We start from the raw sequence: 6205 nt of genomic DNA on the forward strand, positions 1-6205 counted from the left end.
ACGCCATTTTTCACCAACTTGACAATTTTATGAAACACAGCCATAGCTTTGCTATGACTATATTTCATAAAATCACCAAGTCGGCAAAACTTGTCATTTTGCTAATCATCCCTACTTATGCAAAAGTTTCTGTGATTTACTTATTAATAATACCGTTTGGCACATGTCCGGCAGGCACATACTCGGCGGCTGATTGGCAGTGTTTATGTTGGTCATCAAAGAAGATATCAGCACCAAATTTTTTGAGGAATCTGCCTTTATCAAGCCCGTCTAAAAAGAAAGACTCATCAATACGGATACTCCAAGCACGCAATGTTTTGATAACGCGTTTGTGTGCTGGCGCACCTCTAGCGGTAACGAGAGCGGTTCTAATTGGGTTGTCTTCTTCTGGGAATGAAGATTGGATGTTGTGTAATGATTTTAAGAAACGCTTGAATGGACCTGATTTTAATTCAATATTAGCAGATTTTTTCTCGTTTGCTGAAAAGGCATCCAGTCCTTTTTCTTGGAATATTTTCTCAGCTTCATCAGAAAACAACACAGCGTCACCATCAAAGGCAATACGCAGTTGCGTATCATGTGCATTTTTAGTGCCAGAGCCAACAATTGATGCAGCGGCAAAACCAGATGCTATGGCTTTTTGTACATCTTTATAATGACTGGATAAGAATAAATCTGCATCAAATTCGTCTAAATAAGTATGCGTACTTTCACCACGGGTAAATGCAGCTTTGGCAATATTTAAATCATAGTGTTCAATAGAATTAAAAATACGCAAACCTGTATCGGCACTGTTGCGAGAAAGCAAAACCACATCAATCGGTGTTTTTTTACTGTTAAGATTGAGTAGTTTTCTGACCAAAGTAAAGCCAACGCCAGGCTTTAATACCACATCTTCATTTTCTTGCTGGTGTTTGGCATATGCCTCAACACCTTGTTCTTTAAAGATTTTGTGCGATTTGTCTAAGTCAAACAACGCCCTTGATGAAATGGCAACAACCAATTTTCCATCCGCATTTTTTTCTACTGCGTGTGCCATGTCAATCCTTTGTATTTATCCAGACAGTATTCTATCCATTTTTCAATAAAAATGTTAAGTTCCCATTGTATATTCATATCATTGCATTGTGCAAGATACGGGTGTGTGCTGTTCAGTGTGGCTTCATTACACACTGACAATACTTCTAAGAGTTCGGCGTCAAAATACACCTTAAATTTAATATCAGGACGATTTATTGAGCCGAGTTTGTGTGTGAGTATAAAAATGGCCGTGTAAGGTGTTTTGTCTTCAACAAGTAAATACAAATCCTGCTCATTGTCATGGCGTATCACGCTATTGTGGGTGATATCTTTGAGCGTGGGAATGAGGTTCAAAATCTTTTGATAGTTTGACTCAAACAACGCCGAGACTTCCCCATAAGTCTTAGGACTGCGTTGTGTATATAAAGATTTTAAGAATTTATCCATTGTGTTTCATAGTCTAGACGACCGTCATCAAAAAGCGTGTAATAATTAAAGCCAATGCGTTGTTCATCATTAAATTGCGTGGCAGTTGATGGGCAGGCGATAATTTTTAAACCATTTTTATCAAATTCTACCGACTCGTGTGCATGACCAAACAGCACTGCTTGTACTTTAGGGTATTTGTCTAGCACAGCAAATAAGTCCTGTGGATTTTCCAAAGATAAGGCATCATCCCACTCACTATTCATCGCCACGATAGGGTGGTGCAAGACAATAAGATTGTATTTTGCATTGGAGTGTTGTAGTTGTTGATCCAATGCTGTGAGTGCATTTGTTGTGACAAAGCCACTGGTTTTACCTATTTGTACCGAGTCAATATTAATAATATCCCAAGCATCTAGTGCAATACGATCAAATAAACAAGCACTAAACTCACTGGCAAGATTATCTGAGTCGTCATGATTGCCAGCAATGACAAAAATATCAGTTTCAATAGGACTGAGAATTTCTTTTAATTTTTTGTAAGAATAGGGCGTGCCATTGTGTGTCAAATCACCACTAATTAGCAATGCATCACTTTGCAGGGTAACGATTTCATCAACAACTTTTATCAAGTTTTCATGGCTATTAACGCCCATGGTCTGGGCGTTATCATCAATATGACAATCGCTGATTTGGATAAAATGTTTCATTTTTTATTTACCACTAACAAAGCCCACTCGAGCACTAACACCGGTTAATAACTCATAAGCGATAGTACCACTATGATGTGCCACGGTTTCAACCCGTAGTTTTTCATCCCCCCACAAAATCGCCTTATCACCAATGGCTACTTTTGCATCACCAATATCTACGGCTATCATATCCATTGATACGCGACCTGCCAATAGATGCAATGCGTCATTAATCAATACAGGCGTGGTGTTTGTTGCATGTCTAGGATAGCCATCACCATAACCAATGGCAATTATTGCTATCGTGGTTTGTTGATTAGCACTCCAACTTGCACCATAACCAACACAATCACCTGCTTGCAATGTTTTGATAGAGACAATAGGCGCTGATAGTTGCATAGCAGGCTTAAGTGTGAAATGATTGTCATTAAAAGGTGAAGCACCATATAACATAATGCCAGGACGCACCACATCAAAAAGTGATTCTGGTAGTGATAAAATCGCAGCAGAATTTGCCATAGAGCGATTGTCTTTATTATCTGTGATTGTGTTGAAGGCTTCAAACTGCGTCTGATTCATTGGATGATTGCACTCATCTGCACAAGCAAAGTGACTCAGGATACATTCAATATGAATCAGTGGATTGGTGTTAAAATCAGACAAACATTGCTGGTATTCCTCACTTGATAAACCAAGTCTGTGCATACCGGTATCAATCTTCAACCAAATGTTTAAGGCTTGTGTTATGTTATTAATTAGTGTGATTTGTGAACTGTGATGCACCACACAATGGCAATTCAAATCTAGCGCTTGTTGTAATTCTTCACGAGAGTGAACGCCTGATAATAATAAAATAGGTTTGTTGGTTATTTGTCTGAGTGCTTGCGCTTCTTGTATCTCACTTACTGCTAGAATATCGGCGTTTTCAAGCAGTGGTGTAACCAAATTTAGGTGATGACCATAAGCATTGGCTTTCACCATTGTCACGACCTTTGCTTGTGGCGCATATTTTTTAACAACAGATAAGTTATGCAATAATGCAGATTGGGAAATGGTTGCGATAGCACGCATATTCATTCAAAAGAATTAAAATTCTTCTGTGTCAAAATTAACTGCGCTGTTGGTGTAGGCTGCATCTATCATCGCGTCATCAGGTGTGTACTGCGTCATAGAATCAAGTGCCAAATTTTCAAAACGGGTATATTGACCAATCCATGCAAGTTTAATACCACCAGTTTCGCCATTACGATGCTTGGCGATTTGCAGGTCTGCCTTGCCAACTTCTTCTGGATTGGAATAAGTTTCATCATGATATTGCTCGTCTCGATAAACGAAAGCAATAATATCAGCGTCCTGCTCAATCGAGCCTGATTCGCGTAAATCTGACATTTGTGGCATCCGTCCTTTATTGGGCTTAGGGCGTGATTCAACACCACGATTAAGTTGTGACAAGGCAATCACAGGTACCCCAATTTCTTTAGCCAACGCCTTGAGGGAGCGAGAGATTTCTGATATTTCCTGCACCCGATTTTCACTCTTTCCATATACCGTCATCAATTGTAGGTAATCCACCATAATCAGTGCCAAATCAGGGTATTGTCTTTTAATACGACGAGATTTTGCACGAATTTCTGTTGGGGTAATAGAGGGCGTTTCATCAATTAAAATATCGTTTTTATCCATGGCATTGATGGCATGACTAAAACTGTTCCAATCGGTTTCTGTCATCTCACCTGAGCGAATTTTTCTGCTATCAATATGCCCAAATGAAGAAATCATTCTAAGTACTAATGCTTCGGTCGGCATCTCTAGGGAAAACACCAAGACGGGTTTACTTTGTTCAATAGCCACATTGCCGACAATATTCATTGCAAGGGCTGTTTTACCCATAGAAGGGCGACCTGCAATAATGATTAAATCGCCATTTTGTAAGCCTGAGGTTTTTTTGTCTAATTCAGTGAAACCAGTTTCTAATCCTGTTAATCCACCCTTATTTTCTGCCCATTCATGCGCTAAATTAGCCACATCCTTAGTTATATCTTTGACATTAATAACATCTTGTTTGCCACGATTGATATGCTCTGCAATATCAAATATCTCTCTTTCAGACAAATCAATTAATTCTTGTAGTTCAATGTCTTTTGGGTTGTAGGCTTTGTCGGAAATTGTACGGCTGGCTTGAATCAATCTGCGATAAACAGACAACTCACGCACATGTTTGGCATAGGTTTGGATATTTGAAACACTGGGTGTGTTCTCAGCAATTTGCGCCAAATATGCAAAACCACCTACCACTTCTTCATCGCCTGTCTTTTTTAATCGTTCTTTGACCGTTAGAATGTCTGCAGGCTCTGCGTGCTCTAACAGGAGTTTGATTGCTTCAAAGATAAGTCGGTGTGAAGCAGTATAAAAATCATCTTTGTTGACGGCGTCGGCTACTTCGTCCCATGCTTCATTATGTAATAGCAAACCACCGAGCACAGATTGCTCTGATTCGATTGAGTTTGGCGGTATATTAATGTTTTCAATATTCATAACGATTGTAAAAAAATAAGTAGTAAAGCTTGCAAGACAGAACTTAATTTTAAACTTAATTTCATTTAAATTCCAGTTAAAACAAGTAGACAATAAAAAACCCTCGTAAAGAGGGTTTTTTACAACCTTGGGTTTGTTGTTTTTTATTGCTATTCTTCAGAAGCCTCAACCACCACCTTGATATCAACTGTGACATTGGTGTGTAAAGTGATACTAATGTCATACTCACCAACATGATGAATGGCTGCAGGTAAGTTAATATCACATTTTTCAACTTCATGACCTGCTTGCACCAAACTTGCTTTGATGTCTGCTGTGGTAACAGAGCCAAATAGTTTGCCTTCTTCACTTGCATTCGCTTTTAGTGAACAAACCGCACCAGCTATTGCATCTGCTTTTGATTGCGCTGCTTTGATTGCAGTTGCTTCTTTTGCTTCTAAATCAGCCTTTATGGTTTCAAACTCTGCTAGGTTAGCTGTTGTTGCTGGTTTCACCTTGCCTTGTGGAATTAGGAAATTGCGTGCATAACCTGCTTTAACATTCGCCACATCACCTAAACCACCCATCTTACCAATTGTTTCTAATAAAATTACTTGCATGATTAACTCCTATTTTTTATGTTTGTCAGTGTAAGGAATCAATGCTAGGAATCTAGCACGCTTGATTGCAGTGGTTAATTGACGCTGAAATTTAGCACTTGTGCCTGTCATTCTTGATGGGGTAATTTTACCACCTTCATCAATGTTTTTTAACAAAACATCTACATCTTTATAGTCAATTTCTTTAACACCTGCTGCTGTGAAACGACAAAAAGTGTTGATTTTAATTTGAGGTCTGCGTTTTCTCTTTTGTTGCTTAGCCATAATACTCTCCTATTTCCTATCTTTCTTTTTATCGTCTGAGTCTTTGGCATTCATCATTGCTGAAGCCCCAGTGATGGCGCCTTTCTTGGAAATGATTAAATTCCTTAAAATAGCATCGTTAAAACGGAAGTTATAATTCAATTTATCAAGTGTCTCTTGGTCACACTCAATGTTTAACATTAAGTAATGTGCCTTATAAATTTTGTTGATTGGATAAGCGAGGTGTTTACGACCCCAGTCTTCTTCACGGTGAATCTTACCGCCATCGGCAGTGATGATTTCTTTGTATTTGCCCATCATCGTTTCAACCTGTGCCGATTGATCAGGATGCACAATTAGTGTAATCTCATAGTGTCTCATGAGTGTTTTCTCCTTATGGTTATATTAAAAATAGCTTGCCACGCAGTTGTAATCAAGCAAGGGAATGTGTATTATACACTGTTTTGGCTGAGCTTATGTCAAATACTGATGCGGATGCGAAGAAAGTGAGTATTATTAAGCTTCAGATGTTTATTTTATGGTATAAAATTAATTTTTTATACTTAGAGACCTTTGCATAAATAGGAACAATCATCAGAAACCCACTTTTCACCCACTTGGCGATTTTTTAAACCCAGCCTTAGCCCTGCTAGGACAAGGTTTAAAGAAATCACCAATTGGGCAAAAATT

The 6205-nt window shown here is 38.6% G+C and carries 8 protein-coding genes; all 8 read right to left on the reverse strand.

The genetic code is table 11. The annotated features are described in order from the left end of the window. Window positions 1–136: 136 nt before the first annotated feature. Complete coding sequence (locus tag BBROOKSOX_RS08400; RefSeq protein WP_139660958.1) at window positions 137–1039, reverse strand: 5'-nucleotidase; 903 nt, start codon at window positions 1037–1039, stop codon at window positions 137–139. Further along, window positions 1024–1467, reverse strand: coding sequence for a DUF1249 domain-containing protein (locus BBROOKSOX_RS08405; protein WP_139660960.1), 444 nt, complete (start codon window positions 1465–1467; stop codon window positions 1024–1026). Before BBROOKSOX_RS08405 ends, BBROOKSOX_RS08400 begins: the two co-directional genes overlap by 16 nt. Continuing rightward, complete coding sequence (locus BBROOKSOX_RS08410; RefSeq protein WP_139660962.1) at window positions 1452–2156, reverse strand: metallophosphoesterase family protein; 705 nt, start codon at window positions 2154–2156, stop codon at window positions 1452–1454. The genes BBROOKSOX_RS08405 and BBROOKSOX_RS08410 overlap by 16 nt, the downstream gene beginning before the upstream one ends. Window positions 2157–2159: 3 nt before the next feature. Beyond that, complete coding sequence (gene alr, locus BBROOKSOX_RS08415; RefSeq protein ID WP_139660964.1) at window positions 2160–3215, reverse strand: alanine racemase; 1056 nt, start codon at window positions 3213–3215, stop codon at window positions 2160–2162. A 9-nt stretch (window positions 3216–3224) separates the two neighbouring features. Next, on the reverse strand, window positions 3225–4673 hold the full coding sequence (gene dnaB, locus BBROOKSOX_RS08420) for a replicative DNA helicase (protein WP_139660967.1): 1449 nt from the start codon (window positions 4671–4673) through the stop codon (window positions 3225–3227). A gap of 149 nt (window positions 4674–4822) precedes the next feature. Beyond that, the gene (gene rplI, locus BBROOKSOX_RS08425) at window positions 4823–5272 is read right to left on the reverse strand and encodes a 50S ribosomal protein L9 (RefSeq protein ID WP_139660969.1); all 450 of its coding nucleotides are present in this window, start codon (window positions 5270–5272) and stop codon (window positions 4823–4825) included. A 9-nt stretch (window positions 5273–5281) separates the two neighbouring features. Continuing rightward, window positions 5282–5536, reverse strand: coding sequence for a 30S ribosomal protein S18 (rpsR, locus tag BBROOKSOX_RS08430; RefSeq protein ID WP_139683210.1), 255 nt, complete (start codon window positions 5534–5536; stop codon window positions 5282–5284). A gap of 9 nt (window positions 5537–5545) precedes the next feature. Beyond that, a complete protein-coding gene (gene rpsF, locus BBROOKSOX_RS08435) occupies window positions 5546–5896 on the reverse strand; it encodes a 30S ribosomal protein S6 (RefSeq protein ID WP_180323929.1) in 351 nt (116 codons plus the stop codon). Window positions 5897–6205 lie beyond the last annotated feature (309 nt).

It is taken from the genome of bacterium endosymbiont of Bathymodiolus sp. 5 South, from assembly GCF_900128535.1.
Lineage (GTDB): Bacteria > Pseudomonadota > Gammaproteobacteria > PS1 > Pseudothioglobaceae > Thiodubiliella.